Annotated in this window: 27 protein-coding genes and 1 riboswitch; all 27 genes read right to left on the bottom strand. The window is 31.9% G+C overall.

What is annotated here, in order from left to right:
* Window positions 1-12: 12 nt before the first annotated feature.
* A complete protein-coding gene (gene hemB / locus BMX34_RS04210) occupies window positions 13-990 on the bottom strand; it encodes a porphobilinogen synthase (protein WP_092571128.1) in 978 nt (325 codons plus the stop codon).
* Entirely contained in the window at window positions 983-1,738 is a 756-nt protein-coding gene (locus BMX34_RS04205; protein ID WP_159428844.1) for a uroporphyrinogen-III synthase, read from the bottom strand. Before BMX34_RS04205 ends, hemB begins: the two co-directional genes overlap by 8 nt.
* On the bottom strand, window positions 1,725-3,965 hold the full coding sequence (gene hemC, locus BMX34_RS04200) for a hydroxymethylbilane synthase (RefSeq protein WP_092571124.1): 2,241 nt from the start codon (window positions 3,963-3,965) through the stop codon (window positions 1,725-1,727). Before hemC ends, BMX34_RS04205 begins: the two co-directional genes overlap by 14 nt.
* 10 nt (window positions 3,966-3,975) lie before the next feature.
* Window positions 3,976-4,425 carry a precorrin-2 dehydrogenase/sirohydrochlorin ferrochelatase family protein gene (locus tag BMX34_RS04195; RefSeq protein WP_092571122.1) on the bottom strand — a complete coding sequence of 150 codons (450 nt, stop codon included), beginning with the start codon at window positions 4,423-4,425 and terminating at the stop codon, window positions 3,976-3,978.
* A 13-nt stretch (window positions 4,426-4,438) separates the two neighbouring features.
* A complete protein-coding gene (locus tag BMX34_RS04190) occupies window positions 4,439-5,050 on the bottom strand; it encodes a cob(I)yrinic acid a,c-diamide adenosyltransferase (protein WP_092571119.1) in 612 nt (203 codons plus the stop codon).
* Window positions 5,051-6,514: a cobyric acid synthase gene (locus tag BMX34_RS04185; protein ID WP_092571117.1), complete on the bottom strand. Its 1,464-nt coding sequence runs from the start codon at window positions 6,512-6,514 to the stop codon at window positions 5,051-5,053.
* Window positions 6,511-7,224 (bottom strand): precorrin-2 C(20)-methyltransferase, encoded by a 714-nt coding sequence (cobI, locus tag BMX34_RS04180; RefSeq protein ID WP_159428843.1) that lies wholly within the window; start codon window positions 7,222-7,224, stop codon window positions 6,511-6,513. The genes BMX34_RS04185 and cobI overlap by 4 nt, the downstream gene beginning before the upstream one ends.
* On the bottom strand, window positions 7,214-8,008 hold the full coding sequence (locus tag BMX34_RS04175) for a sirohydrochlorin cobaltochelatase (protein WP_092571113.1): 795 nt from the start codon (window positions 8,006-8,008) through the stop codon (window positions 7,214-7,216). Before BMX34_RS04175 ends, cobI begins: the two co-directional genes overlap by 11 nt.
* A gap of 3 nt (window positions 8,009-8,011) precedes the next feature.
* A complete protein-coding gene (gene cobA / locus BMX34_RS04170; RefSeq protein WP_092571111.1) occupies window positions 8,012-9,466 on the bottom strand; it encodes a uroporphyrinogen-III C-methyltransferase in 1,455 nt (484 codons plus the stop codon).
* A 1-nt stretch (window position 9,467) separates the two neighbouring features.
* A complete protein-coding gene (gene cobK / locus BMX34_RS04165) occupies window positions 9,468-10,235 on the bottom strand; it encodes a precorrin-6A reductase (protein WP_092571109.1) in 768 nt (255 codons plus the stop codon).
* Window positions 10,232-10,957: a precorrin-3B C(17)-methyltransferase gene (gene cobJ, locus BMX34_RS04160; RefSeq protein WP_092571107.1), complete on the bottom strand. Its 726-nt coding sequence runs from the start codon at window positions 10,955-10,957 to the stop codon at window positions 10,232-10,234. Before cobJ ends, cobK begins: the two co-directional genes overlap by 4 nt.
* Entirely contained in the window at window positions 10,958-12,091 is a 1,134-nt protein-coding gene (locus BMX34_RS04155) for a cobalt-precorrin 5A hydrolase (RefSeq protein WP_159428842.1), read from the bottom strand.
* Complete coding sequence (locus BMX34_RS04150) at window positions 12,075-12,830, bottom strand: cobalt-precorrin-4 methyltransferase (protein WP_092571103.1); 756 nt, start codon at window positions 12,828-12,830, stop codon at window positions 12,075-12,077. Before BMX34_RS04150 ends, BMX34_RS04155 begins: the two co-directional genes overlap by 17 nt.
* Window positions 12,820-13,392, bottom strand: coding sequence for a decarboxylating cobalt-precorrin-6B (C(15))-methyltransferase (locus BMX34_RS04145; protein WP_092571101.1), 573 nt, complete (start codon window positions 13,390-13,392; stop codon window positions 12,820-12,822). Before BMX34_RS04145 ends, BMX34_RS04150 begins: the two co-directional genes overlap by 11 nt.
* Window positions 13,389-14,003, bottom strand: coding sequence for a precorrin-6y C5,15-methyltransferase (decarboxylating) subunit CbiE (cbiE, locus tag BMX34_RS04140; protein ID WP_234971673.1), 615 nt, complete (start codon window positions 14,001-14,003; stop codon window positions 13,389-13,391). Before cbiE ends, BMX34_RS04145 begins: the two co-directional genes overlap by 4 nt.
* On the bottom strand, window positions 13,994-15,115 hold the full coding sequence (cbiD, locus tag BMX34_RS04135) for a cobalt-precorrin-5B (C(1))-methyltransferase CbiD (protein WP_092571099.1): 1,122 nt from the start codon (window positions 15,113-15,115) through the stop codon (window positions 13,994-13,996). The genes cbiE and cbiD overlap by 10 nt, the downstream gene beginning before the upstream one ends.
* Window positions 15,116-15,123: 8 nt before the next feature.
* A complete protein-coding gene (locus BMX34_RS04130) occupies window positions 15,124-15,780 on the bottom strand; it encodes a cobalt-precorrin-8 methylmutase (RefSeq protein WP_092571096.1) in 657 nt (218 codons plus the stop codon).
* Window position 15,781: 1 nt separating this feature from the next.
* Window positions 15,782-16,735 carry an adenosylcobinamide-phosphate synthase CbiB gene (gene cbiB, locus BMX34_RS04125; RefSeq protein WP_092571094.1) on the bottom strand — a complete coding sequence of 318 codons (954 nt, stop codon included), beginning with the start codon at window positions 16,733-16,735 and terminating at the stop codon, window positions 15,782-15,784.
* Window positions 16,732-18,135 carry a cobyrinic acid a,c-diamide synthase CobB gene (locus tag BMX34_RS04120; protein WP_092571092.1) on the bottom strand — a complete coding sequence of 468 codons (1,404 nt, stop codon included), beginning with the start codon at window positions 18,133-18,135 and terminating at the stop codon, window positions 16,732-16,734. Before BMX34_RS04120 ends, cbiB begins: the two co-directional genes overlap by 4 nt.
* A 74-nt stretch (window positions 18,136-18,209) precedes the next feature.
* A riboswitch (adenosylcobalamin (AdoCbl) riboswitch) is annotated at window positions 18,210-18,342 on the bottom strand.
* A 31-nt stretch (window positions 18,343-18,373) separates the two neighbouring features.
* On the bottom strand, window positions 18,374-20,353 hold the full coding sequence (locus tag BMX34_RS04115; protein ID WP_092571090.1) for an oxidoreductase: 1,980 nt from the start codon (window positions 20,351-20,353) through the stop codon (window positions 18,374-18,376).
* A 22-nt stretch (window positions 20,354-20,375) separates the two neighbouring features.
* Window positions 20,376-20,810, bottom strand: a complete 435-nt coding sequence (locus tag BMX34_RS04110) for a cupin domain-containing protein (protein WP_092571088.1) — start codon at window positions 20,808-20,810, stop codon at window positions 20,376-20,378.
* Window positions 20,811-20,821: 11 nt separating this feature from the next.
* On the bottom strand, window positions 20,822-21,931 hold the full coding sequence (gene eutH / locus BMX34_RS04105) for an ethanolamine utilization protein EutH (protein ID WP_092571086.1): 1,110 nt from the start codon (window positions 21,929-21,931) through the stop codon (window positions 20,822-20,824).
* Window positions 21,932-21,942: 11 nt separating this feature from the next.
* Window positions 21,943-22,212, bottom strand: a complete 270-nt coding sequence (locus BMX34_RS04100) for a EutN/CcmL family microcompartment protein (RefSeq protein WP_092571084.1) — start codon at window positions 22,210-22,212, stop codon at window positions 21,943-21,945.
* A gap of 12 nt (window positions 22,213-22,224) precedes the next feature.
* Entirely contained in the window at window positions 22,225-22,815 is a 591-nt protein-coding gene (locus BMX34_RS04095) for a hypothetical protein (RefSeq protein ID WP_092571082.1), read from the bottom strand.
* 4 nt (window positions 22,816-22,819) lie between these two features.
* Window positions 22,820-23,455 (bottom strand): ethanolamine utilization phosphate acetyltransferase EutD, encoded by a 636-nt coding sequence (gene eutD / locus BMX34_RS04090; RefSeq protein WP_092571080.1) that lies wholly within the window; start codon window positions 23,453-23,455, stop codon window positions 22,820-22,822.
* Window positions 23,456-23,457: 2 nt separating this feature from the next.
* Complete coding sequence (locus BMX34_RS04085; protein ID WP_092571078.1) at window positions 23,458-24,069, bottom strand: hypothetical protein; 612 nt, start codon at window positions 24,067-24,069, stop codon at window positions 23,458-23,460.
* 32 nt (window positions 24,070-24,101) lie between these two features.
* Window positions 24,102-24,227, bottom strand: a 126-nt coding sequence (locus tag BMX34_RS04080; RefSeq protein ID WP_143440727.1) for a BMC domain-containing protein, incomplete at its 5' end; no start/stop codon positions are given.

The following is a 24,227-nucleotide window of genomic DNA, read 5'->3' as shown; positions in this document are numbered from 1 at the left end:
TTCTTCTTCTTTCTAACTATTGTTAATTATTTTGGCGATTTCTTTTGCATGGTAGGTGATAATCAAATCAGCGCCCGCTCTTTTAAAACTCATCATAAGTTCTAAAATAAGTTGTTTTTTATCAATCCAACCATGTTTAGAAGCTGCCTCAATCATCGAGTATTCACCAGAAACATTATATACAACTACTGGTAATATAGTATTTTGCCGAGTTTGATAAACCATATCCATGAAAGCCATAGCCGGTTTAACGATTACCATATCTACGCCTTCTTCTACATCACTGTGTAATTCTCGAAGTGCCTCTCTTTGATTTCCAAAAGGAATCTGATATGATTTTCGATTACCGTGCTTAGGTGAGCTGTCAGCTGCTTCTCGGAATGGTCCATAAAATGATGAGGCAAATTTGATTGAATATCCCATTAGAGAGACATAGTCATATCCTGACTCATCTAAAGCTTCTCTAATTTTTATTGCGACTCCGTCTAGACAGCTAGAAGGAGCGATGATGTCTGCACCAGCCTTAGCTTGTGAAACAGCTGTTTTAACACTAAGTTCAACCGATTCATCATTTAGTAAAAATCCTTGTTCATCAATTTGACCACAATGACCATGATCTGTATATTCACAAAGACAAGTATCAGCAATAACTACTAAATTTGGCGCACTTCTCTTGATTTGACGGATTGCTTTCTGTACGATTCCATCTGGATTATAGGCTTGGCTACCTAAAGAATCTTTTTGAAGAGGAATACCAAATAAAATAACTGATTTGAGGCCTAATTTTTGTATTTCTTTAATCTCCTGATCCAAATGAGAAAGTGGCCATTGATAAATCCCGGGCATGCTTTCAATTTCCTTCGGTTCATCGATAAGTTCTGAAACAAATATTGGATAAATAAAATCGGAGATATTCAAACGATTTTCTTGAAATATTTCTCGAATATCTGAAGTTAAACGCGTTCTCCGATTCCTTTTAAATTCAGTCATATTTTTCTCCTTTATTAATAATTAATTCAACAATACTACTTTGACTTGGGTTATTAGATTCAATAAAATATTTACCTACTTTATTTTTAATGCTCTTACTTGTGATAGGCCCTATCGATATTATTCTCGTTTTTTTCATTATAAAGCGAACTGAATTTTCTGATATTCTATTAGTTAGCATTTGCCAATGTAACGGACTTGTAAATACCATTACATCATTAACACAAATCGACGAAATTAAATCTGAAAGAGTTTGATCTATTTTTTCACAAGGTACTCTGCGATATACTTCTACCAGATGAATTTGTAAATCTGGCTGATATTTAATATTTATCTTTTTATATTTATGAAAACTATCTTTACATAAAGGAATTAATAGTTTCGAAATACCATTACTTTTAAAATTAAAATGCTCAAAAAATTCTTCTACCGTTTTGTATGGATTAATAACTGTCGGAAGAATATTGTATTTCGCTTTCAAATAGTCAGCTGTTCCTTGCCCAGTAGCTATTATCATTTTATATTTGTGAATATCTGTCGAATATGTTAGATTCTCAAATAGTCCATCTACAGCAGCTTTACTTACAAAGTAAATACCATCAGCTAATTCAATATTTCTTTTATCGACAACGATATCAATATTAAACATGGAGATGTTTTCCAAAGTATAATTTGCAAGAATAAGTTTCTCTTCTAAAGCTTTTGATAATGCCTTGCTACTAAACCACCATACTTTAGGAATTTTCATGTTCAGCATCCATTTCTTGAAGGTAGTCGGCTAAGATTTTGCGACCTCCATTACTCATGATTTTATCGAATAACTCCTTGCCAAGATATTTATAATCTTGATTTTGACTCGTAACTTTCTCAACAATTATCTTATTGGACTTATTATCTGCGAGCATACCTCTGAGAATGATATTTCCCGCAGAATTCATTGTTGCATGTGCTCCAATAGGGAAATTACAACCTAGTCCCATTTGACCTAGATAATCTCGTTCTGTTTTGACACACGCTTCAGTTAACTCATGATTAATTGCCCTTACCATTTCTATTAGAGAAAAATCATCAGAACGACATTGAATAGCGATAGCACCTTGTCCAACCGCCGGAATTATCTCTTCATCGGAAAAATAATCCACAAATAAGTTATCATTATTGTCAAAAAAACCTAGTCTTTCTAATCCAGCTACCGCAAGGACTACACCATCTAAATTATCCGTGTATAATTTGTTAATTCGAGTTTCAATATTACCTCTAATATCTACAAAATTTAAATCCGGTCTTATTTTCTTAAGTTGGTACACTCTTCGTTGACTTCCAGTACCTATCTTAGCTCCATGAGGTAATTGATTAAATTTCTGATAATCTTTCATAATAATACATTCAGAAGTAGTGAAACGTTTTGGTGTACTGGCAATTACCGTTCCCGGCACCAATTGACTTGGGACATCTTTTAGACTGTGAATTGCTATATCAATATTTTTGTTTATTAATTCTTTCTCAATTTCTTTGATAAATACTCCTTTTCCACCGATAACCTTTAAAGAAGAAGTACGATCCACATCTCCTTTTGTTGAAATTATTATTTTTTCAAAACGAATATGTGGATATATTACTTTTAATTTTTCTATTACTGACTCGGTTTGAATTAAAGCAAGTTTACTTCCTCTAGTACCAATTTTAACGATTCTTTGTTCGATTCCATTAGTATTTTTTATGTTCAAATCCATATCTAATTGAAATAATTCTCTTACAAAATCTAATTTGTATTGTCCATAAGTATCGTAATTCAACTCTTTTATTACTTTTATGGGCTCCTTAAGCATTGCATTAACTAAACTTTTAAGATGCTTACGAATTACTTTTCGGTCATGGGACGAAAGGCTATCTATTTTTCTATCTAAACTTGACTCTACTTGTTCATAGTGCGACAACATTTTGTTTCTTAAAGCTTCAATTGTAGGTAATACGTCAAGACTTGCTTCCCACTTATAGAAGTCAATCACTTCTTGATCAGCGTCCTCTTTAATCGAAGAATAAACGGCTTTTTGTTCTGCGTAATTTTTTTCCAATAGCAAATTAATGTCATCTATATTGTAGTATTTTATTTTTTTATGAGTTTTAATGTTAGACATATTTCTTGGTAAGCCTAAATCAAAAAAGGTTTGAAATTTCTGTCCACTCAAAAGATTTCCATTAATAATAGGTTTAGATGAAGCTACCGCTGTAATAATATAATCGCATTTATTAATGTATTTTTCTATTTCACTAATTGGTTTGGCGCAAACTAATTCGCCATACTTTTGAGAAAATTGTACAGCCTTTTTAAAAGTTCGATTCATAATATAAATTTTTTCGAACTTTTGAGCGATTGCATGTTTTAGTACTAATTGACCAATCTCACCCAAACCTATAATTAATAAACTTTTTTCTGCAAGTGATTTATCTTTTTGAATTATCCTCATAGTTTGAAAAGAAATCGATCTTGGTCTTTGACTCAATTTATATGTTGTTTGTTGTTTTTTTCCAAACCTCTGTGCAATTTGAAATAATTTATTTAAATAGAGACCTGTAGTCCCATTATTTAGAGCGATTTCATAAGCCCTTCTAATTTGGCCCAATATTTGACTTTCTCCAAATATTTTAGATTTCATTCCACACGATAAGAGTAGAAGATGTCTGATTGCTTCTTCTGCTTTTTTGATCTCAATATATGGTTTTAATGTATCAAAATTTAAACCAAACCAATTTGCTAAAAAATGTTTAGCATAATACTGTCCAGTATGAATCTGATCACATAAGACATATAATTCTGTACGATTACAGGTGGAAATAATAACATTCTCCAGAATAGATTTTTCTGCTTGTAAAGCCAATCCCGCCTTTTTCAATTCTTCATTTGCAAAAGATAACTTTTCTCTAATTTCAATGGGCGTCTTTTGATGAGTAATCCCCACATATACTATATTCATTTTATCTTCCCTACTTTAGTAATTCTGTCAAATTTTTATCCAACCACTTTTTTAGATTATTACCAATACGTTTAGTATGTTTATAATTTTCTCCTAAACTTGAAACACTAAACAGATAATCCCCAGATTTAATCACTTTCATATTATAAAAATCAGACTTATGCTTATTGCTTGCATTATTTACAAATTGTCCTGAATTACTTTTATTGTATATTTCCTCATTAAGTGTTTCGTTATCAGTACAAGCAAATATCAAATCATAGCCCAAACTATCACTAGGTTGGTAGGTCTTACATATCCAATTAATTTGCTTTTTATTTATTTCTTGAGACAAATAAGGAGAAATCACTGTTACTTTAGCATTATTTTCTAATAATTGATTTATTTTTCTACTTGCTACTTTACCACCCCCTACAACCAGAATGGGTCTGTTTGTCAAATCCAATAAAATTGGATACATAATTCACTTCCTTTCAAGATTTGTTTTCTGTGTTTCGTTTATTTTTTAAAATCCCATTTCTAAAAACAGGTTTACTGTTATAATAATGAATATCTTTGCAGTTTAATTCATAATTTATAAGTCGTCCTAAAACAAAGAAATAATCCGAAAGACGATTTATATATCTAAGTACCTCTTGATTATTAATTGAAGAATCTTTAATTTGAAAAAGTGTAACTATCTTTCTCTCAACGTCTCGAGTCATCGTTCGACAAAGGTGAATCAGTGATGCCTCGGGACTTCCTCCAGGTAGGATAAACTTCTCTAAAGGAGGTAAAATTTCTGTATAAGAATCAATCATTTTTTCTAGTTTTTGCCAATGGTCTTCCTGAATATGATAATCCCGTTCATGATTAATCTGTGCTAAATCATTGCCACAATCAAATAAATCTTGTTGTATTTGGACTAATTCTGGTACATAGTGTTTTAACTTTCCTGATTGCAGTTGGCTAATTGTATAACCCAATAATGCATTCAACGAATCTACTTTTCCATAAGAGTCTATTCTAATATGTGATTTATCATATACATGGCCACCAATAATTCTTGTTTGCCCATAATCACCAGTTCGAGTATAGTAACTCATCTAATCCTCTCCAAATCCTATTACGTTGTATAAAAATGTCATATCCAAGTGTTTCTCGAGATGATGAGCCAATCGATCATATTCTAAATTCTTTAACTCCTCATAGGATGTCTCTGGTACATCTAAAGGCTGAAGTCCTTTTTGCTGGCGAATTTGGTTAAAATATTCTCTACACCAGTTTTGGTTTTGAAATAAACCATTTAATTGTGTACCAATTATTTGATAATTTTCTGCTGCAAATCCATCTTGATAATTATCCCCATGTATGAATACACTAAATCCATCATTCAGCTCAAAACTTATTCTTTTTGTTAAATAACCATGAAATCCTTCAATATTGTTCTCTGTAACAACTTGTTTGATCTTTTTTTCTTTAATTAATTCCATTCTTTTTTTCATGACACCAATACCCTGACCTAAAAAATCATTTCCTTGGTAAATAGATTCTCCTAGTAAAGCCATACCAGAATTAATTGCTATGATTCGAGTTCCTTGTTTAATGAGATTATTAATTGAAGGAATAAACTTACGAAAATATGACAAACTTTCTTTCATATCTTCAGTTCCAGGAATTACCAACACATCTGGAGTGCCGAGTTGTTCAAATTTCTTGATATATCTAACAGAAATATCATGGTAAATTTGCAAACTTTGAAATTCAGAAAAATTGCTCATCTTACTGAGCATTAAAATTGCTAGATTAATATCTTTTTCTTTCTGTTTATTTTGTGAAACATAATTTAAAGCCAAAGAATCTTCACTATCGATATTTAAAGAAATATAAGGCACCACACCTATAATTGGTATTTTTATTAAGTCTTCAATCATCTCGATACCACTTTTTAATAAATTGATATCTCCCCTAAACTTATTTATGATAACACCTTTTATTCGTTGGCGATCTTTCTCATTCATTAAAGCAATCGTTCCATATATTTGCGCAAAGACCCCTCCACGGTCAATATCCGCAACTAATATTACTGGACTATTAGCTATTTCAGCCATCCCCATATTCACAATATCATGATCATTTAAATTTATTTCGGCTGGGCTGCCTGCACCTTCTATAATAATCACATCATTTTCGACAGAAATCTCGTTAAAAATATCTGATATCATCGGTTTCAATTTGATTTTATAATCATAATATTCTGCCGCTGACGTATTCGCTATTTGCTTACCCAGAATGACAACCTCCGATTGAGCCTCTCCCACTGGTCTCAAAAGAATCGGATTCATTCGAGCTTCCGGTATACGATTCGCTGCCTCTGCTTGAACCACTTGAGCTCGACTCATTTCATCACCACTGGCAGTTATATATGAATTAAGTGCCATATTTTGTGATTTGAACGGAAATACTTTATATCCTTTTTTAGATAAAATCCGACATAAACCAGCTGCGATGAGACTTTTTCCCGCATCAGAAGAAGTCCCCTGAATCATAATTCTTTTTGCCATTTTCATTTTTTCCCCTCATTTCGGCGTTGGACTATCAACGTAGAAAAATATGAGAGATCTTCTTTACCAGTTAGTCCATTAAGATCTTCATAAATCTTTTCATCAGTCATTCCGGCATTGCTAATTAGATAAGAAGTACTACTTAAATCTAGACTCTGAATCAGTGGTAATATTTTTTTTAGGTGACGTTTAACTTTCATAATCACAATATTATCAAACATTTCTAGAGCCATTTTTATCTTTAATTTAGAAGCTGTTCCTGATATAACACACAAAGATTCGTCATCTAAAACAAGAGGAACTGAGCGAATACTTGCCAATTGAGCAAAAGAAGTTACTCCTGGGATAATTTCAATCTCAAACTTAGAATTAATCCGTGAAAGTATATAAGAAAATGTACTATAAGTGTTAGGGTCACCTAAAGTAAGAAAACCAACATTGTTTCCTTTATTTAATTCCTCTTCTATTTCAATAGTAACTTGTTCCCATTGTTTAACCTTTTGAATATAGTCTGTAATCATTGGAAAATATCTAGTTTCAATACGTATTGATTCAGGTAGATAATCTTTAGCGATATCTAAAGCTAAAGATCTTTTTCCAGCGTTTGCTTGAGGCGAAAATATTACTTGAATAGATTGAAAGGCTTCTGTAGCTTTTATTGTCAGTAATTTTGGATCTCCAGGACCAACGCCAATTGCAAAGAGTTTACCTACCATGACGACACCGACTTTCATATTTCATTGATTTTTCTAAATGATTTAATAAAATTTGACGAATTTTTTTATATTCCCCTAGACCTTCTATATATGTCTGTACTTCAAAACCAGAATTTTGTAACTGAATTTTCCAAGAATCAGGGTTTTCACCTGCCATATCATTTTTCGCATGATCTCCAGCTACAAACATAAAAGGTCTTAAATTAATTTTTTTTATCTGTTTTTCTTTTAAATCTGGAATTATATCATTTAATTCAGGATAGGATTCTACACAAGCCATATATAAAGGTGAATTATTGAGCATATACGCCAACGCTACATAAGAAGTAAAGCTAGCATGCGATGTCCCATGAGCCATAAATAAAGTAATTTCATTTTCTGATTTTGGCGTAAAATTTTCTTTTAAATAGTTAACAACTTCTCTATAATCTTCAGGACTACTCAACAAAGGTTGCCCCACTTTTATTTTTAAACCTGTTTTTCTTGCTTTTTTTGTTTGCATATCTATTTTATGAAATTCAGAACCAGGAATTATGTGAGTAGATTGAATAACCACTTCACTAACGCCTTCATTGATTAATAAATCAAGCTCTTCCTTTAAACTGTTGACTTTAATATTTTCTCTTGACAACACTTTTTGTCGAACAATTTTTGAGGTGAAAGTTTGTCTAAGTTCATAATCTGGATACAAATCTCTTATTTCTTCTGCTAAAACCTCTATGGTCTTTTTTCTAGTATCTTGATGAGTAGACCCAAAACTAGTCAAAATAATCGCTTTCTTCATCAATTAATCCTCCTCATATTCAGAAGGTACTTGTGAAATTAATAATTCCATTAGACTCTCATAGGTTCCTTCTTCAGACATATAAATAGTTTTAAATTCTAAATCTTCCAACATTTTTTTGCTTTGATTTCCTAAACAGTATGAAGGAATAGTCTTATAATCAACATACTCTTCATATCGAAGCATACTTCTGACAGCCTTAGTATTAGAATAAATTACCGCATCTACTTCTCTTATCGCAGGAGAATTTTCAGCAATATTGAACTCTTCTTGACTAGTAATAATGACATTATTCATATTAAAGCTTTTAATAATATATTGTAATTGTTGGCTGGTCTCTTCACTTGCCAAATAAATTTCTTTTCCATTCATTTTCTTTTTCTGCAACGAAATTAGATTCTCAATATTTTCATTGGGTTGAATTCCTATTTCTTTGAAACGATGATATGTATGATTCCCAACGGAAACGATTTTAAGAGAAGCCAACTGTCGCCAATCTTTTTTCTCTTCAATCATCCAGTTTATAAAAGAATCTACTGAACTTATATCTAAAAAATATAAGGTTGAAGATAAAGCTCTTTCTGATAAATTGATCGTCTTTATCCTTTTAATTGGAGAAGAGAACATTATCACTTCAGCTCCATAATCTTCGAGTAATGGTAACAATACTCTAGATTGCGACTGAGGAATAGCGATCTTAAAACCAAACAAAGGCTTTCTCATGAAATAATTTAGCGAATCATTAAAGTTAACAACTTTCCCAACAATTATTAAAGATGGAGGCTGAATTTGGGCCTTCAAAGCTTTAACATAGATAGATTTCAAATCCCCTATGATAAGTTTTTGATGACTACGGCTAGCCCATTCAATTATAGCAACAGGTGTTTGAGGATCTTTACCATTTTTAATCAATGATTCTGTAATATTCTTGAGATGCTTGACTCCCATCATAAATACTAAAGTACCTTTGAGTTGACTAATGGATTTCCAATCATGCTTTGCTTCTCCGTCCTTCGCATGTCCGGTAAACACATGAAAATCTAAAGCAATATCTCGATAAGTGATAGGAATACCCGCATAGGTCAGCCCTCCCATTGAAGAACTTATCCCGGGAACGACTTCAAAAGGAATATTTTTATCATAAAGTATCTTGGCTTCTTCTCCACCCCTACCGAAAATGTAAGGATCACCACTTTTCAAACGTAATACAACTGGAAAGTGTTGGACCGCATCAATTAATTGATTAATAATTGTATCCTGACTGGTTGCTTTGCCATTAGGATTTTTTCCTACATACACTTTTTTACAATCTGATTTTGTTAACATTAGCAAATTGTCATTTATCAATCTGTCGTAGAAAATTATATCTGCTTTTTCAATTAAATTTTTTGCTTTAACAGTTAGATTTTCAATTCTTCCTGTGCCAGCACCTACAATATAGACTTTATTAGTATTCATTCTATTCACCTGACTTTCCACTTTTGAGAAAATCTATTAGTTCTTTTATATCTCCAAATTTTAATGGATATCTGAGAATTGGTCGCCCTATCGATATTACCTTTATTCCTAGTTCGTGAGCAGCTTTTATTTTCACATCAGTTCCACCGATTTTCCCACTTTCTTTGGTTATCATTACTTCAGTCTTCACTTTACGATATAACTCTTTATTCAATTCCAATGAAAATGGTCCTTTAATCGCATGAACTTGGTGTGCTTCTAATCCTAATTTTTCACATTCTTGTAGAACTTCACCAGTAGGTAAAACTCTCACACATAATCTATCCTTAGGAATTCTATAAATAAATTCTTTCAACGTTTTGCTACCTGTCGTTAGATAGATTATTCCTTGCTGTGTAAGACTCGACAAGGCAATTTGAGAAGCTTCCTCAGTTGATTTAACGCACTCCACATAATTTGGCAAGATTACAGAGGGCCTTTCATAACGAATATATTTAATATTTTTATCAATCGCTGCCTGCATTGCATTTCTTGATACTAAATCAGCAAAAGGATGAGAGGCATCAATTATTAAATCAATATTATGCTTATCAATAAAATCCACCATCTCAATCAGATTCATACGTTTTTGAACGACATTTGGCTCAAATGCTTTAGAAAATCGTTTCCCATAATCCGTTGCCACTGAAAGTAGAGTTTGATATTTATTTTTTTTTAACTCTTCCATAATTTTAAGACTATCAGATGTTCCACCAAACAATAGAATCATAAATTGTATCCTCTAGGGGTATACATCATCCCATTATAAACTTTGGTAAATTTATTTCCGACAATAACAGTTGTAGTCATATCTACGATTGAATCATCTAAATCTTTAATAGTCGTTACAATTACTTTCTCTTTTTTTCGCCCAATATCTTTAGCAATACCAACAATAGTTTCTTCGCCTTTATAAGTAGAAATAATATCTAAAGCTTTCTTTAGATGATTCGGTCTTCCTTTACTTTTAGGATTATATAAACAGATAACAAAATCTCCTTGAGCAGCTGCATTCAGTCTTTTATCGATGATTTCCCATGGTGTCATTAAATCACTAAGACTAATATGACAAAAATCATTCATTAGTGGCGCTCCTAATAATGCTGCTCCACCAATACTTGCAGTAATCCCTGGAACAACTTTAATTTTTAGATTACTATTTTGGCTAGCAAGAATTTCCATAATTAATCCTGCCATTCCATATATTCCGGAATCTCCACTTGAAATAACAGCAACATCTTGGCCATTTTCTGCTAATTCTATCGCTTTTTTGCACCGATCTATTTCTCTTTTCATTCCGGTATTAACAACTTCTTTATCTTTAATATATTCTTTCACTAATTTTATATAAGTAGTATATCCTACAATAACATCTACATTTTCTAATGCATTTTGGGCCATAGGGGACATTAATTCAGCTGATCCGGGTCCTAATCCGACTATATATAACATTTATTCATCTCCCTTGATTTTTTTAGCAATAGCAAAAGTGGATCCATCATATGCATATCGTTGAGACAAAACTTTGGAATTAGTAGCATGATGTGCCGCAGTTTGAGCTACGTTTGAAACACCTACCTTTTTCTTAACAAATGAAGATCCAGGATATAAATTTTCATATTTTATTAATTCTTCTTTTGAATATGTTTCAAATTCAACACCTAGTTTTTGGGCTAATTTCTGAATTGATAATTCATTCTTTTTAATATCAATGCTCACAATTTTATTAACAGCGTAGATGCTTAAATCTTGGTCCTGCATAAACTTTTTAAAGTTTTCTAATAATTTTGGGAATTCTATGTCTTTGCGACAACCTACTCCTATAACATATTGACGTGGTATCAACTGGAGTATAGGGGTTGAAACTCTTTGATTGAATTGTTGATAAAATATTTCCTCAAACTTATCACTAATAACAATCGTTCCTTGATAGCTTTCAGGATTTAACATCCAAATCTGCTTATCAATATTTTTTATTTTTCCTAGCTGTTCTGGTAATGGAACTTCTGCTTCATTAATTAATGCAATATTATTATCTTCTGCAATTAATTGATTAAATAAGCGAGTCTGTTCTTTAAAATTTGTATAGTAACCATGAACATACTTTGCTAATTCATCGACACCTACTCTTTCTTTTGAATCTGTAGCTGTTGTAATAACAGGGGTTGAATCAATTTTAATTGCAATTTCTTTAGCCCAATTATTCGCATTACCTAAATGACCACTCAGCAGCGAAATAACAAAGTGGCCCTGATCATCTATGACGATGATTGCAGGATCAATAGTTTTATCCCGTAGACAGGGAGCAATAGCTCTTACAGTAATTCCTGAAGCCATAATAGTAATGATTAAATCTGTCTTATTTTGCATCAGGTATTGAATTGTTTTAATAGCACTATCTTCAATTAAAGGCTCTTCTTTCGTGTTTAAGTGATTAGTATATTTCGTATATATAATTGCTTGAGGAAATACTCTTTTTTTAATTTTTTCCGATAAAATCTGACCATCTCTGGTAATAGACACCAAAGCTACATTAGGATGAGAATATCTTGAATACTTTTTTTGAATATTATTGGCGATATTCATGGCTGAACTCACTATCATAGAGTTTAGAATAGTAATATGTCTCTCCCAAAAAATCTCCTACCATAATGAGTGCCGTCTTAGTTATGTCAGCTTCTATTACCTTTTCTGCAATGTTGCTTAAGTTTCCTTTTACTATTTTTTCATCTGGCCAGGTTGCCTTATAAATTACTACCACTGGAGTCTTATCTGAGTAACCACCTGCTAATAGCTCTGATACAACGTCCTTTATTCCTTGAATAGATAAAAAGATAACCATAGATGTTTGATGTTGTGCAAAAGATCTGAGTGATTCCTTTAAAGGAACTGGTGTACGTCCTGCCATCCGTGTAATAATTAAACTTTGAGAAACCTCTGGAACGGTAAACTCTGTGCCCACTGCAGATGCAGCACCTAAGAAAGAACTCACTCCAGGTATTGCCTCGAAATCAATATTAATTTTTTTCAATTCTTCTATTTGTTCCCGTATTGATCCATATAATGAGAAATCCCCAGTTTGAAGCCTTACTACAGAATATCCCGATTCAATACCTCTTTTCATTAAATTAATAATTTCTCCTAGTTCTAAGGTAGCACTATTATGTAATTCACAAGTTTCTTTACAATATTTCAATAATTTAGTATTAATTAAAGAACCTGCATAAATTACCATATCTGCATTTTGAAGTGTTTTGTATCCTTTTAGAGTAATTAACTCGACATCTCCAGGGCCTGCTCCAACAAAAGTCACCTTATTTTTCATTGTTCTCTCCTTTTTTAGCACTTAGAATAAGTGTAGTATTTTGTGGTTTAAAATAATGACCAGACCCAAGTTGTGTCCAATCAGAAACTGAAACAGAAATCATTTCAACTTCTTTCCATCCCTTTTCTTTTAGTAAATATTCTGCTTCCAGAGCATGCTCTTGAAGGATGAAATTTAAAACCAAATTACTATTAACATCCATTAACTCATCTATCCATTCAATAATTTCTGATAAATTCCCTCCATTTCCACCGATAAATATGGCTTGAAATTTTCCAAGTGGTTTATTGATGGGCGCCTTTTCTTGAATTATTTTCACGTTATTTATTTTTAAATGTTCACAATTTTTCTGAATTAATTGACTTGCCAATAGTTTGTTTTCAATCGCAATAACCTCAATATCGGGATACATAGAGGCTATCTGAAGACTAATACTCCCGGTTCCTGCTCCTATATCAAGAAATCGTTTAGCTTTATGGACCTCTAATTTATCAATTGATATTGCTCTAATCGCTTCTTTTGTCATAGGAACCCTATCTCTTAGAAATTCACTATCTTTCATCGTGTTATAACCACCACATTCATTTGGTATTCTTTATCTGGAACTTCTTCCAATCTAAATTTTGTAATTTTCTCGTTCTCATAGGATAGATTTTCTCCTATATAAACTGTTGCTTCAGTTAATCCTTGTTTAAGCAGTCCTTGAGCCACTTCATATGGTCCATTATTCTCATCTGTTACCATTCCTATCTTTTTCTGAGTCACTAAAGTTCCAAAATCCACAATCCGTCCATGACTACTAGTAAGATAACAATCATTCATAGATAGACCAATTTTATTAAATAGATATTGAACAGAGCTTATTCCTGGATAAATGTAAACTTTATCTGTCCCAAACTGATTTATCATATAGCTTCCAATTCCAAAAAACAACGGATCTCCAGATGCCAAAATTACAATTGTCTTATCTTTCGCCAGAAAATCTTTTAATATTGTCAATAGTTGATTGAGTTTTGGTAGAATGATTTTTTTGCCAGAAAATTTTTTTGGAATAACCTGTAATTGTCTGCGACTCCCTATAACTACATCTGAAGATTGAATTATATTGTCGAATTGCTTTATAATCATTTCCGTTGAACCGGGTCCAATCCCAAAGACATGTATCATTGCCATAATTTTTCCAACTCCTCCAATGATCTTGTGCTAACAATAATTTCATTTTGAGTTAAAAAAGTTATTACTTCGACTTTAATATGAGGAGCTCGAAACTGATATAATTTTAAAATCCTGCTTTTAATTTTTTGAACGATTCTTTGATAGACTTGTTCATAACCTGCTTTTATAATTAATTCAGCTTGTTTTTCAGTTGTTAAAGATTTATCAACTTCCTCTAATAAGGATAAAGGTGCCCCCATTAATGCTAAATTAGCAATCATAATTTCATTTCTTGCATCTGCATCTTTACTATGAGTTGAAAAAATGCCACCGGCGATTTTAATAAATTTTCCCAAATGTCCTACTAACAAAATCTCTTCAAATTCTAATCGCATAGCTTCTAATAGTACATAGCCGACAAAATTACTCATTTGAACCATATAATCTTTATTCAATTTTGTTTTTTCAATGATAAATTCCTCACCATAATTTCCAGGTGTTAAAATAATTTTATTAAAACCTATTTTCTTTTTTTGTTCCATTTCTATAGTAATAGATTGTTTCCAACCCTCTTCTGACATTGGCGTAACAATTCCCGTCGTTCCCAAAATGGAAATTCCACCCATAATTCCTAGTCGGGGATTCATCGTACCTCTAGCCACATCTTCACCACCCGGAGCAGATATTTCAATAGTCAAACCAACATCTTTAGGTAATAGCTTTTGCACTTCTGAACTTATCATCTGACGAGGTACAGGATTAATTGCGGCTTCTCCTACCGGAATAGCTAAACCTTCCTGAGTTACAACCCCCACTCCCTCACCCCCAATGATTTCTATTTCGCTGTTATTATTCCAAGTAACAGTTGAATAAATATGCATTCCATGAGTTGCATCTGCATCATCTCCTCCATCTTTTATGACTGAACATGATGCTTGAGAAGAATTGAACAAGCAATTATATATAGGTATTATTAATTCTACCCCTGCTGGTGGTATCAATTTTACTTGATCAATTCTTTTTTGTTCTATTAACATTTTTACTGCCGCTATCGTTGCTGCCGTCGCACAACTTCCAGTAGTATAGCCTTTTCTAAGTTTTTTACCATTATATGAAATATATTCCTCCATCTTTTCACCTATCCTTGATGAATAATGCCTTGAATATTATATTGAATTGCATTAATAATAGCCGCAGCTAGATTGCTTCCACCTTTTCTACCAAGTGCGACTATGCTTGGAATGTTTGAATGATGTAATTTTAATTTTGATTCTGCTGCACCAACAAAGCCTACAGGTACACCCACTACAGCTTCAATATCTATCTTCTCAGCTTCTACTGATTCTAATAATTGATAGATTGCAGTGGGAGCATTTCCCACTATATAGACTTTCGGCCCTTTTAATTGACTGGCCAAAGTAATCGCAGCCATAGATCGAGTAATACCTTCTTGCTTAGCCAATTTAAAAGCTCTTGTATCATTTACGAAACAGTGATAGCTACAAGAAAATTGATCGAGAATTTTTTTATTTATGCCAGCTAAAGCCATATTTGTATCAGTAATTAGATGTCCTCCATTCTGGATAACTTTTTGAATAATATGCTCAGCATTTTTATTAAATACAAGGTTATTCATATAATCAAAATCTGCTGTAGTATGAATGGCACGAACGATGATATCCTCTTGTAGGGGAGATGAAAATTTATATTCTGGATTAATTTGAGAAATTTCTTCATGAATAATTTCAAAACTTCGATTTGTAATTTTATGTGGCTTTTTTATATATTGATTCATATTACCCTCCATACACAAGATATAATCCTATAACTAATGATAATATAGTCCCCGAATAGTACATCAAAGTGAGAGTTTGATACACTTGGTTAACCGATACAATTTTTTTGGATTCACCAATCGATGGTTTCTCGACAAAATTCCCTTTATATAAGTGGCCCCCGCCTAATTCGATGCCTAATGCACCTGCTACACTCGCTTCTGACCAACCACTATTTGGACTTAGATGTTGATATCTATCTCGCCAGCCTATACTAATTGCTGATTTCCAATCATAGTTAAGTATAAGACTTGAAATAATAAAAACTATATAGCCTATTCTGGCAGGTACATAATTTACTAGATCATCAATTTGAGCAGATGCCTTCCCTACGTAGGTATAAGGAGAGTAACGATATCCCACCATAGAATCTAAAGTATTGATTGCTTTGTAAACAAGTCCTCCAATGGGACCTAGAAAGGCAATAAATAATGCTGGAGCAATAAAACCGTCGACAGTATTCTCTGCGATAGTTTCAATTAATGCTTTATAAACTTCTGTTTCACTTAATTGTTCTGTATCTCGACCTACAATCATTGATAATTGTTTCCTACCAGAAGCTAAATTATTCTGCAAAGCGGATAGGACCTTTTCACTTTCGTCTCTCAAACATTTAATACTAAAACAAGTATAATTAAAGTACATACCAATAATAATATATAGAGTTTTAGATGCGTGTGAAGAAACTAGTAAAACGCCTTGACCTATACAAACAACTAAGATAATTAGAGAAATAATTAGTAGATAACCTAGTAATTGCTGTCTTTTTTTACTCTTATTCTGATAATCAGACTTATTCAAAAACCAGTTAATCCATTTTCCCATAAGTTTAACCGGATGAGGCCAACTATAAGGATCTCCTAAAAAAAGATCTAATAAAAATGCACCAAAAAACATCATCAAATTCATATTCATAGAGTTTTATTTCCTTCTTTTATATTATTTATCCAATGTTTTATAAAATTTGGATGCTGATAAAAATGGATATGTAAATAACTGGCAAATAAATTATTGATTTGATAGCCGGATTGCCATCTTTTTATTATTTGACCATCACGTTCTTTATGAGAATATCCAGCATAATTACTCTCTGAATGAAAATCCGAATGATGAAATTCATGTCCACGTAATTCCCAGTTTTTTTCAGCAATTTCAATATCTTTCTCTGGAAAAAATTTACAATATCCAAAGCGTTTTAGTTTAGGAGTCATGTAAGATTTCCCTGGAATTAAACCAACTAATGAATATTGTGATCCATCCCTTTCCTCAAACTTCTCTCCAAGATACATTAACCCCCCGCACTCAGCAAAAATTGATTTTCCAGTTTGGAAGGCTAATCTGATTTCCTGTTTTAAATTGTTATTTTGAGATAATTCTTTTACATATAATTCAGGAAACCCACCACCAAAATAATATGCATCCGCTTTTGGCAAAATATTGTCTTTCAAGGGACTAAATGATATTAGTTCAATGCCTATACTTTCTAACAAAGTCAAATTATCAGGATAGTAAAAAGAAAAGGCTGCATCCTTCGCATACGCTATTTTTAAACCTTTGCCGTTAATATTATCTGTAAAAGCTGATAAATTTTTTTCTACAAATTTATTAATCTCTTCTTGAGAATTTATATGAAAATCAGAAAGTTCAAGTAACCTATCAACCTCAATTGTTTTTTCCATTTCTTTTGCCAGAGTATTTAATTTTTCATCTAAATTAAGTAATTCTGATTCGGGCACTAAACCCAAATGCCTAGAAGGAATGGTTATGGCCATATCTTTCTTTAAATATCCTAAAACTTCGATAGAATTATATTGTTCAACTGCTTTTTTAATTAATTGATAATGCTGGTACGAAGCTACTCTGTTAATAATCACTCCTATAAAATTTATTTCTTTATCAAATTCCATAAAACCCTTTACTACTGCGGCAGCACTTGTAGATGTACCCTGGCCATCAATGACAAGTACAACAGGAATTTTAAGTTTTCTTGCAATGCCGGCGCTAGAACAATATGACTTATCAATACCAAAGCCATCATAAAATCCCATAACTCCTTCAATGACCGATATATCTGCCTCATTTAGTGCTCTTAAATACAATGCTTGTAAAGTTGTAGAATTTGGCACAAGAAACTCATCTAAATTAATCGAAGGTCTTTCACATAATCGACGGTGAAAAGCTGTATCTATATAATCTGGTCCTACTTTATAAGGTTGAATTGTATAACCTCGACGTTTGAGAACTTCCATTAGGCCTAGGGTTATGGTCGTTTTCCCTACTCCACTCGAAACCCCAGATATCATTATTTCTTTCATACTTCACCCCAATCAGTTATCAACAAAGTAAAACTCCATAAGAAGTATAGAAAAATCCATACTCCTTATGGAGCAAAGAATCTTCTCCTATACTTCGTAGAAAAAGATAAATTATTAGTAATCTGGCTTAACAGGTTTTCCTGTATCACAGTGGCGAGACCGCGGGAGATTTCCACTCCACTTCCCTATTTTCTAATATCATTATAACTTTAGAAACATTAAATATAAATAGTTTATTCTATTCAACATACCATTCTCTAGATTCTTTCATCGATTTCTGAAAAGAAATAGGAATTCGTAACTCATTCATTTTTATTCGGGAATTGAGAATATTTAACTTCTCTTCTCTTTCAATCTCATGCGCATTATTATTAAAAATAAATGGTCTAACTTGCATAGGTATTAGATTAAAATTCTTCATATATTCTTTATCTTGCTCATTTCTAATACCTCCGGAAATGAGATGGAAAAGTTTATTTTGGCTAGATTTCTTAATCAATTCAATCATAGCCAACGAATTTATAGTTTGATAATCATTAACATTAAAACTAATGTAGTCTATATAGGGATGTATTTCCATAACAAACTCTTGAATAAATATCCTCTCATTCATTTCACATGCAAAATTTTCAGGATTGATTCTTATTCCAATCAAAAAATTTGAGTAATCATTAATCTTTTTAATATTATAAAATATTTTTAGTAAAGATTTTATCAAAAGAATACGAAGATAATAATTATTAGATTTCATTATGTTTCCTAAGAGATAAGGATCTGTTAAATTAATCTCAATCCCTTTAAAACCTGCTGAGAATGCTAACTGCATTGACTTTCCAAATGAACAATAGATTTCAAATAATTCTTGTACAAAATTGGAATCTATTTCTCCCTGATTAATTAATTTATTTAAGTTATTTTTAAAATATATTGAATTTTTTCCAAATCTTCCAGCATGGTATAACTGGATAATTGAGTAACAGTTTTTTTCCTTAAATTTCCGAATCAATTTTTGGAAGCTAGAAACATGAATATTCTTAAATAAATCAGGTCCGTTGATAATACATTTCCCTGAAAATGAAACTGCAGTAGCACCAAAAATAACTAAATCAATATTTTTAGCTCTTTCTGAATAAAAAGAAAATTCAGCAGCTGATATAGTACCTTCCTTGTTAGAAGACATCAAAGATAGAGGTCCCATGATTCGTAAATTATTTCGTAAAAATATTTTTTGGGGCTTAAAGTTATTCTGAAGATGAAGAAAATCAGCTAATTCACGCTCAATGTCACAATCTAAATCTTCGAAAAAGCTCTTAGTTAACAAAGACTTCCCAATAGATACTAAATGACAATATTCTAATGATTGATTTGCAATTGTCGGATTTAAAATTTGACCTGAATTAATTAATAAAATGTCTTTATCCAAACTTTTTGCTAACTTTTCGACTATTAAATTACCATTTTTATCTTTCTGTTTCCAAAGTCTCAAAGATAAATGTACATAGTTTAATTCATTTACAGACAAATTTTTTAATAAATGTATGGAATCTTCTATTGTAATTCCGCCAGGTAATTCCTCTGGAATCATTCTTAACCCAACAATAAAATCATCCCTATTCATTAAGCATTTTAATCTTTTTATAGCTTGTAAAATTTTCTTAAGAAATAATTCACGATTAGATTGAGTGCCGCCCCATTTATCCGTTCTTTGATTATAGTAAGGGGATAAAAATTGTTGAATCAAAAATGAATTCGCTCCATGAATTTCAACACCATCAAACCCCAAAGTAATACTTAAAGCAACAGCTTTAATAAAAGCTAATATTTTCTCATGTATTTTGTTTTCATTTAAATGATTAATAATACTTGTTTCTCTTGAATATCGATTAATTGCTTCATCATTATTTTCTTTTTGTTGTTCTCCATCATATAATTGAATAATAACTCTCACATTATTTTTATGGGCCTGTTTAATCAAGTAATTAATACCTAGATTATCGTTTTGATTATCTAAAATCCATCCATCTTCCAGTCCACAAACTTTTGTGTTTAATGCATGTGAACCAAGAATGAGCATTCCACATCTTTTTGAACGATTAATCAATATATTTGCTTCTTCTTTAGTTAAATACCCTTTTTTTGAAAAATTTAAGGATATAGGAGCCATGACAAGTCTATTTTTTAAAGATTGTCCATTAATACTTAAAACTTCATTAAACATCCTATACCCTCTTTTCTATATATTATACATTTTGCCAATTTGCTGGATATACGATATATAAAAACCTTGCTTTATTTTTTACAGAGAATTGAATAGAAGATCCTTTTGGAATTAAAATAATTTCACCTGGACCCGCAGTAATCGTATTTCCATTAATATTAATTGATAATTCTCCTTCAATAATATAATCTATTTCATCATAAGTCAGTGTCCAATCAAAAGTTGTATGTTCCATTTCCATTAATCCGCAGCCTAAACGCGGACTCTCATCGAGAGTAAATAAATCTCGAGTATAAACAATATCATTAGGATTACCTGTATCCATTCTATCTTCTTCTCTAACAGACAGATTCGGTAATTCTATTTTTTTTACTCCATGAGTATCTGATTCTTTTACAAGCATTTCTTTTAAAACTTCTCTAACCATAAGTTCTAATTTATCTTTATCAATCGACATACTCTGTCCTCCTATTCACTTACAGCAATAGTTTGTTTATCTCTCGGATACATACTATTAACAACCACTAATGCTATAAGGACACCTATAATTCCGCCAACTAATTTAGATACAATCATAGGAACAATTGCATTAGTATCTATACCCGCTGTAAAACCTAAATGATCACCAAAGGTGAAAGAGGCACAAACTGCAAAAGCGACGTTAATTATTTTTCCTCGTTTATCCATATTTTTCATCGTTTGAAACATTGCTATATTATTAGCTAAAGATGCTATTAAACCTGCAGCAGCAACATCATTCATTCCTAACAGACTTCCAAATTTCATTAATGGTTTTTTGAAAACTTTTGTGATGACAAATACTAAACCGTATGCACCGGCCAATGTAATAGCAATAGGACCAACGGTCATAAACCCATCTGATATTGGAGCTACATTTTCAATTAATTTCACACCTGTGAGCTGTTCCAAACCACCAATAATCAAACCAATAATTGCAACAATGACTACACCTTTACCAAAAACTTTAAATCCAGAAATCATTTTATGTGGTGCTTTCCACATACCTAAACCAATTAATACAGCTACAACAATAATAGGAATTAAGTTTATTAAAACTGTCATAGCATTCATACCACTTAGAATTCCACCAACGAAAGTTCCAAATGGAATGGACATCATTCCACATAAAATTCCTGTTGCTAAATATTCTTGATCTTCTTTTTCAATTATTCCTAGTGATACTGGTATAGAAAACACAATTGTTGCCCCCATCATTGAACCTAGAGTAAGTCCTGACAAAGCAACAATTTGAGGATTCTCTGTCATTGATTTTGCTAAGAAATATGCTCCCATATCGTTCGCTAAAATAGTTCCCGCAAACATAGCTGGGTCTGCGCCCACCAACCTAAAAACAGGAACGATAATTGGACTAAGAATATCAGCTAATAAAGGTGCAATCACGATAATACCCGCCATAGATAAGAACAAGGCTCCCATCGCCATTATACCTTCAGAAAATTGTTCACCCAAACCAAATTTATTATCTAATACATAATCAATTGAACCTAAAATCATAAATATTGCGATTATCCACATTATTATTTCATTTATTCCCATTTTTCTTCTCCTCACTCGGACAAGTCGATAGAATCAATAATTCCTATAATTGCCATATCGATTGGGAGGGTTTGGCTATCAAAGGTTAGTTTAGCATTTGACCCAGTAGTCACTAAAACTAATTCGCCAATCCCAGCTCCTACTTTATCTGCTGCAACATAGATTTTTTCTTCGACTTCTTCACTATTTTTCATTTTTCGGATGATAAGAAATCGATTCCCATTTAATTTATCATCTTTTTTTGTAGACCATAAATTTCCTACAACTTTTCCAATTAACATAACTCTATACTCCTAAATCAATTTAATATTATTCTCTTGCAAATAATCTTTAGCCAAAGCAGTAATTATCATATTAGGCTCTTTTTTAAATTCTGTTAATTGCTTTAAATCATATTCTTCTCGTAATATATCCACAGTGACTAATTTTTTCTTTGTTTTCATTGGTTGACCAATAAAACTTTGTTGCTCTTTAACCCCTTGAGAATTAATATAATTATTTAATTCTTCTTCGTGTAGGAAAACTAATCCCATTCGTTTTAAGTCCCGAAGAGTCTCTTCAGCCTTTGATATCATTAACTTATTTTTTGGCCAGTTGGTTGGTCGAATAAGAATTATTAACTTATCCTCTAATAAACCTTTTATGATTACCTCTTCGTTCTGAGTTATACTTACTAGATTTTTTAAACGAAATAAGCTCTCCCAACCTAATCCCTTCACAATTATTCCTTGACTTTTCAAAAGCTCATCGGGATCATTCGTAATATCAACATCTAAACTTATATCTAAAGTTTTTCCTAGTGCTAAAAAACGTTTTGATGATTCTTTTTTTAGTTGTTCAAGTATCTTTTCTGTTACAAGACGAACTAATTCATCAGAATTCATTAACTCACCCTCTCACAATATATGCTTGAGTTCCTTTTGATGATCCACAGGCATTTGCTTCGTCAAAATCAATATGCATATAGGTAGCAAAATCATCATCTATTCTAATAACTACATCATCAAAAATAAGTGGTCGCTTACCTAGAACTTTAACTTTTACTATTTCGCCATTAGTAACTCCCAATTTTTCTTTATCGCTAGTTTTTACATGAATATGTCTTTTTGCTACAATTAATCCTTCTTGAATAGTAATTGACTTATTTCCATTGACTATAGTAATTCCAGGAGTCCCTTCAATATCTCCACTCATACGAATTGGTGCTTTCAACCCCAAGGTATTCCCATCAGTTAATGAAACCTCCACTTGAGAATTTTTTCGTACTGGTCCAAGAACTACTACATTATTAAGATGACCTTTGGGGCCAACAATCGTAAGCCTTAGTTGCGAAACAAATTGACCAGGTTGAGAAAGGTATTTTACTGGATTTAATTCAAAATTTTCTCCGCACAATGTTTTCAAATCTTCTTCAGATAAATGAATATGTCTACCTGAGGCTTCTACTTCAAATGTTTGTCCGGTTTTTTCCTTTACCCTCTGTACTACTTTTTCAGCTAGGTTTTCAATATTTGTAACATTCAAATTTACAACACCTCACTTTTTATCCGCTTGATTTCGTTCGCAGATAAATAAATTAATTTATAAATGTCTACCAGAATAGCGTCAAGATCTTCATGTATCTGTAATTTTCTATAAAGAAAAAGTTCCTTAAAGTATATTTGATATAAAAGAATCAACCTCTTATCTCCTAAATCTGGTATTGGTAAATAAATATCTTTATTATATACGCTCTTTATTAAATCACTGGATAATTTATTGTCTAATTCTAAAGTAGAAGAACAATTTCCGGAATCTATCATTAGAAAAATATCATTGATAATTGACCAACTGGACTGAGTATAAATACTTAAATTAAAAGACTGAAGTTCATTCAATTTCCCTAAAATGTCCATTAAATAATCAAAAATCTTGATAACAAAATCATCACTAGAATTTTCGTTTTTATTATTGATTATTGGAGATTCTTTATCTTCTTTATTATTTTGTGTATTCGATATGAGAATACCCTTTTCTCTAATATAAGATAACGCAGAAGGGGTGATCAAAGTAGTATCATCTGATACTACTTTATCACCTTTTTTTAGTTTACCCTTTAGGATTGCCATTCTAATATTTTGTTCCGTAATTACTTTCATGGCATCACCCTATTTCTTTTATTAAAATATAATTAATCTGGTAAAATTGAATCTAATTCTGTGTGAGGGCGTGGAATTACATGAACAGAAATTAATTCTCCAACAGCACTTGCTGCTGCTGCTCCTGCATCAGTCGCCGCTTTTACTGCACCTACATC

This window comes from Ignavigranum ruoffiae (assembly GCF_900110675.1).
GTDB lineage: Bacteria > Bacillota > Bacilli > Lactobacillales > Aerococcaceae > Ignavigranum > Ignavigranum ruoffiae.
The sequence above is the reverse complement of the archived record's forward strand: the minus strand, read 5'-3'. Positions and strand labels throughout refer to the sequence as shown.

Bases quoted from the DNA above. Each gene is read 5' to 3' on its own strand.
- hemB (WP_092571128.1), bottom strand. From the start codon at position 990: ATGACTGAATTTAAAAGGAATCGGAGAACGCGTTTAACTTCAGATATT.
- BMX34_RS04205 (WP_159428844.1), bottom strand. From the start codon at position 1,738: ATGAAAATTCCTAAAGTATGGTGGTTTAGTAGCAAGGCATTATCAAAA.
- hemC (WP_092571124.1), bottom strand. From the start codon at position 3,965: ATGAATATAGTATATGTGGGGATTACTCATCAAAAGACGCCCATTGAA.
- BMX34_RS04195 (WP_092571122.1), bottom strand. From the start codon at position 4,425: ATGTATCCAATTTTATTGGATTTGACAAACAGACCCATTCTGGTTGTA.
- BMX34_RS04190 (WP_092571119.1), bottom strand. From the start codon at position 5,050: ATGAGTTACTATACTCGAACTGGTGATTATGGGCAAACAAGAATTATT.
- BMX34_RS04185 (WP_092571117.1), bottom strand. From the start codon at position 6,514: ATGAAAATGGCAAAAAGAATTATGATTCAGGGGACTTCTTCTGATGCG.
- cobI (WP_159428843.1), bottom strand. From the start codon at position 7,224: ATGGTAGGTAAACTCTTTGCAATTGGCGTTGGTCCTGGAGATCCAAAA.
- BMX34_RS04175 (WP_092571113.1), bottom strand. From the start codon at position 8,008: ATGAAGAAAGCGATTATTTTGACTAGTTTTGGGTCTACTCATCAAGAT.
- cobA (WP_092571111.1), bottom strand. From the start codon at position 9,466: ATGAATACTAATAAAGTCTATATTGTAGGTGCTGGCACAGGAAGAATT.
- cobK (WP_092571109.1), bottom strand. From the start codon at position 10,235: ATGATTCTATTGTTTGGTGGAACATCTGATAGTCTTAAAATTATGGAA.
- cobJ (WP_092571107.1), bottom strand. From the start codon at position 10,957: ATGTTATATATAGTCGGATTAGGACCCGGATCAGCTGAATTAATGTCC.
- BMX34_RS04155 (WP_159428842.1), bottom strand. From the start codon at position 12,091: ATGAATATCGCCAATAATATTCAAAAAAAGTATTCAAGATATTCTCAT.
- BMX34_RS04150 (WP_092571103.1), bottom strand. From the start codon at position 12,830: ATGAAAAATAAGGTGACTTTTGTTGGAGCAGGCCCTGGAGATGTCGAG.
- BMX34_RS04145 (WP_092571101.1), bottom strand. From the start codon at position 13,392: ATGAAAGATAGTGAATTTCTAAGAGATAGGGTTCCTATGACAAAAGAA.
- cbiE (WP_234971673.1), bottom strand. From the start codon at position 14,003: ATGGCAATGATACATGTCTTTGGGATTGGACCCGGTTCAACGGAAATG.
- cbiD (WP_092571099.1), bottom strand. From the start codon at position 15,115: ATGGAGGAATATATTTCATATAATGGTAAAAAACTTAGAAAAGGCTAT.
- BMX34_RS04130 (WP_092571096.1), bottom strand. From the start codon at position 15,780: ATGAATCAATATATAAAAAAGCCACATAAAATTACAAATCGAAGTTTT.
- cbiB (WP_092571094.1), bottom strand. From the start codon at position 16,735: ATGAATATGAATTTGATGATGTTTTTTGGTGCATTTTTATTAGATCTT.
- BMX34_RS04120 (WP_092571092.1), bottom strand. From the start codon at position 18,135: ATGAAAGAAATAATGATATCTGGGGTTTCGAGTGGAGTAGGGAAAACG.
- BMX34_RS04115 (WP_092571090.1), bottom strand. From the start codon at position 20,353: ATGTTTAATGAAGTTTTAAGTATTAATGGACAATCTTTAAAAAATAGA.
- BMX34_RS04110 (WP_092571088.1), bottom strand. From the start codon at position 20,810: ATGTCGATTGATAAAGATAAATTAGAACTTATGGTTAGAGAAGTTTTA.
- eutH (WP_092571086.1), bottom strand. From the start codon at position 21,931: ATGGGAATAAATGAAATAATAATGTGGATAATCGCAATATTTATGATT.
- BMX34_RS04100 (WP_092571084.1), bottom strand. From the start codon at position 22,212: ATGTTAATTGGAAAAGTTGTAGGAAATTTATGGTCTACAAAAAAAGAT.
- BMX34_RS04095 (WP_092571082.1), bottom strand. From the start codon at position 22,815: ATGAATTCTGATGAATTAGTTCGTCTTGTAACAGAAAAGATACTTGAA.
- BMX34_RS04085 (WP_092571078.1), bottom strand. From the start codon at position 24,069: ATGAAAGTAATTACGGAACAAAATATTAGAATGGCAATCCTAAAGGGT.